The 3062-nt window shown below is 50.1% G+C and carries 3 protein-coding genes; all 3 read left to right on the top strand.

Features of this window, described 5'->3' with window-relative positions; all coding sequences use genetic code 11:
• Positions 1-107 precede the first annotated feature (107 nt).
• On the top strand, positions 108-1517 hold the full coding sequence (locus J4G02_09645; protein ID MCE2394834.1) for a neutral/alkaline non-lysosomal ceramidase N-terminal domain-containing protein: 1410 nt from the start codon (positions 108-110) through the stop codon (positions 1515-1517).
• A gap of 44 nt (positions 1518-1561) precedes the next feature.
• Complete coding sequence (locus J4G02_09640; GenBank protein MCE2394833.1) at positions 1562-1951, top strand: hypothetical protein; 390 nt, start codon at positions 1562-1564, stop codon at positions 1949-1951.
• 203 nt (positions 1952-2154) lie between these two features.
• The coding region (locus J4G02_09635; protein ID MCE2394832.1) for an RNA polymerase sigma factor at positions 2155-3062 on the top strand (908 nt) is incomplete at its 3' end.

The following is a 3062-nucleotide window of genomic DNA, read 5'->3' as shown; positions in this document are numbered from 1 at the left end:
TAGACATGAGGCTGCGTGATGATTTTGTTTCTCTTGTTTTAGTTGGGATGATATAATCAACGTTATCTCTTTCAACTATGTAAATTTCAGGGAGGAGCGTATCTTCAATGGCACATCAAAGCCCTACCGGATCCAACCGCCTTCATGCTGGCGCTGCCCAGATTGATATAACCCCACAGACTGATATCCATCTCGCCGGAGCCGTTGGATCATTTCGACCTGCTCAGTATGTTTACGACCCACTCTATGCTAGAGCGCTAGTGTTGCAAAACGGTGACAAGAAAATTTGCTTTGTGAGTCTGGATCTCACTATCATCACCGAGGAATGGACGGCAAAAATTCGGCGCGCGGTTGCGGTTGAATGCGGCCTTGCCCCCGAAGCGGTTATGGTACATGTGACGCAAACACATTCGGCACCGTCGCTGGGACATTTCATGTTCGATGAGAGTTTTCAGGGTACACCGCGGGAGATGGAATGGTTACGTGGTGGTGATCCACGATATTTCGATTTCGCGTTTGAACGGATTGTTGAGGCTATCAAACGGGCAAATAGTTCTTTGCAGCCGGTTCAGCTCCGGGTCGGTAGCGGTGTCGAGGGCAGGGTTGCCTTTAACCGAAGAGCAATCATGAATGACGATAAGGTGCGTATGCCGGGCTCTAAGTGGGAGGATCCGTTGGGCCCTTCGTATATTCGTTATATGGAGGGACCTATTGATCCGGAGATTGGGGTGATGTGTTTTCAAACGGATTCGGTGGAGATGCTTGCCATGTTGCTGCATCACACATGCCATCCCGTGAACATCTTTCCGAGACCGATTGTTTCCGCAGACTGGCCTGGTACGTGGTCGGATGCGATGCGCGAAACCTTCGGTGGTAGTTGTGTGCCCCTCGTCCTTAACGGCTGTTGTGGCAACATCAATCCGTGGGATCCGTTCAATCCGGATTACGTTCCTGACCACCAACGCATGGGGAGTCTCCTTGCTAAAACAACTCAGGCAGTGATTGAAAATTTGCCCTACGAGGCGGACCTGTCCCTAGATTGGAAGGTGCGCCATGTAAAGCTTCCCATTCGCGACGTTGAACCGGAGTTGCTAGCACAGTCGCGGAAGGTTTTGGCGGAAAATCCGGAACCGAAATGGTCGGACGAGAGTCCGAATCGGATCGATCCAGAATGGATAAAGGCGGGTTCCATCTTGAGTGTCCATTTGCAAAAGGAGCGAGCGCCGGAACTGGATTACGAGATTCAGGTGCTTCGAGTGGGGAAAACAGCGTTTGTGGGGCTACCGGGTGAGCCGTTTGTCGAAGGTCAGCTGCAACTCAAGATGGCTTCACCTACCTATCCAACCTATATTGCACATTGCACGAGCCAATATGTTGGCTACCTACCAATCCCCGATGCTTTCCGGCGCGGTGGGCATGAGGTCGAGACGCGGTTTTGGGCGAAGTTGGAACCTGAGGCGTTGGGGCTGGTCGTTGATGCGGCAACCGAAGTTCTTCAGGAGGTCTTCGGGAGTTGAGAGATTTCCTGATGATAGTCACTGCATAAGTGGTGGTGCCGAGAATGGTAGCCGCGGCACGAGACAGTCTTCAAGGTGGTGTTAAGAGAGGCAACAAGCTGATGAAAATTATTGATGAAAGAGAAGCGTGGATTCATACCCATTTTTTCGTTGATAGCGCGTTAGTTACACCTCAGGAACAGAGGCTCATTTCGATGCATGTGGAGCCTGAACTGAGACAAATGGGGATTCAATATGGGCTACGTTACGAAAAGCCGGTCAACCCCGAACAATCGCTCATCGTTCTGGAGTGTATTCCCTTTGAAAACACCAGAGAAGTAATCAAAGATCTCATCAACGAAACGATTAAGGATTTTCCGAGTCGCAGCGCAAACCCACCACGCAACGTTGTAACAAAGATAACCGTTGAAGGGGCGGAGTCAGCGCAACCGTAGTAATCGTGTTCCAAAGAGTTTAGGTGCTTTAGATTGTGAAGACAGCTTCTTGCTCTGTTTTCACAAAAGCAAAGTTGGAGGCTAGGAACTAAAAAAAAATAAAAAAAGAATCTGACCATCCGCTTACGGAGTGCATCATGAATAGTGAAGGCGTATGATCGTTGTTTGACGAGCGAGAATAATTGAATCACGGGAGTGCTGCGATGGATCACAATGACAGGGAGCTAATCAAACGAACGCTTGCCGGCGATGAAGCTGCGTTTGGGGCTCTGGTGGATAGATACAAAGGCGCAGTTCACGCGCTCGTCTACCGCAAAACAGGGGATTTTCACATCGCCGAAGAGTTGACACAAGACGCCTTTCTCCAAGCCTATCAGAAACTATCAACGCTCCGAAATCCGGTGCACTTCGCGGGGTGGCTCTACGTCATTGCATCGAGATGTTGCTTGATGTGGTATCGCAAAAAACGTCTGCCAACAAGTCCCTTGGCTAAGGTGAAGACCGATGAGATGGAGACAATCGCTCAACGGGATTACGACGACGACCAGCAACGACAGGATGTGCATGATGCGCTAGACAGTTTACCTGAAAGTCAGCGTACTGTTTTGACGCTTCACTATCTTGGTGGCTTGAGTTGTAAGGAGATTGGACGTTTCATCGGCACGTCGGAAGGTGCAATTAAAGATCGGCTCTATCGCGCACGTCTCCGTTTACGAGAGGAGATAACGAACATGATGCAGGAAACTTTGAGAGGCTTCCAACTACCGCCGACGTTCACCCGAAAACTGCTGGAGCGAATTGGCAATTTTGAACCTACTTCAGCTATCCCACGCAGTCAACCGTTGATTCCGTGGGGTATCGCTGGTGCTGTAACGATTGTCCTGATTGTCTGTGCAAGTTTCACAAACGGGCTCCGATTTCAGGTTCCATATAGCTTTAATGCGGAGGAGTCGGCGACAATGGTTGAGATTATCAACGCGCCCATTGTGGATCACGCTCCCCTTCTACCCAATCAACGTGGCGGTCAGGTGGTGTTTCAAGCTGCTGCCCAGAAGGAGCAAGACGATGCCCAGCTTGGTCTGAGTTATCAAGATTATCAGAGGTGGCATTT

It is taken from the genome of Candidatus Poribacteria bacterium (genome assembly GCA_021295755.1).
In the GTDB taxonomy this organism is placed as follows: domain Bacteria; phylum Poribacteria; class WGA-4E; order WGA-4E; family PCPOR2b; genus PCPOR2b.
The sequence above is the reverse complement of the archived record's forward strand: the minus strand, read 5'-3'. Positions and strand labels throughout refer to the sequence as shown.

What these genes read in the sequence shown, in the direction of transcription:
- J4G02_09645 (MCE2394834.1), top strand. Translation starts at nt 108, where the DNA reads ATGGCACATCAAAGCCCTACCGGATCCAACCGCCTTCATGCTGGCGCT.
- J4G02_09640 (MCE2394833.1), top strand. Translation starts at nt 1,562, where the DNA reads ATGGTAGCCGCGGCACGAGACAGTCTTCAAGGTGGTGTTAAGAGAGGC.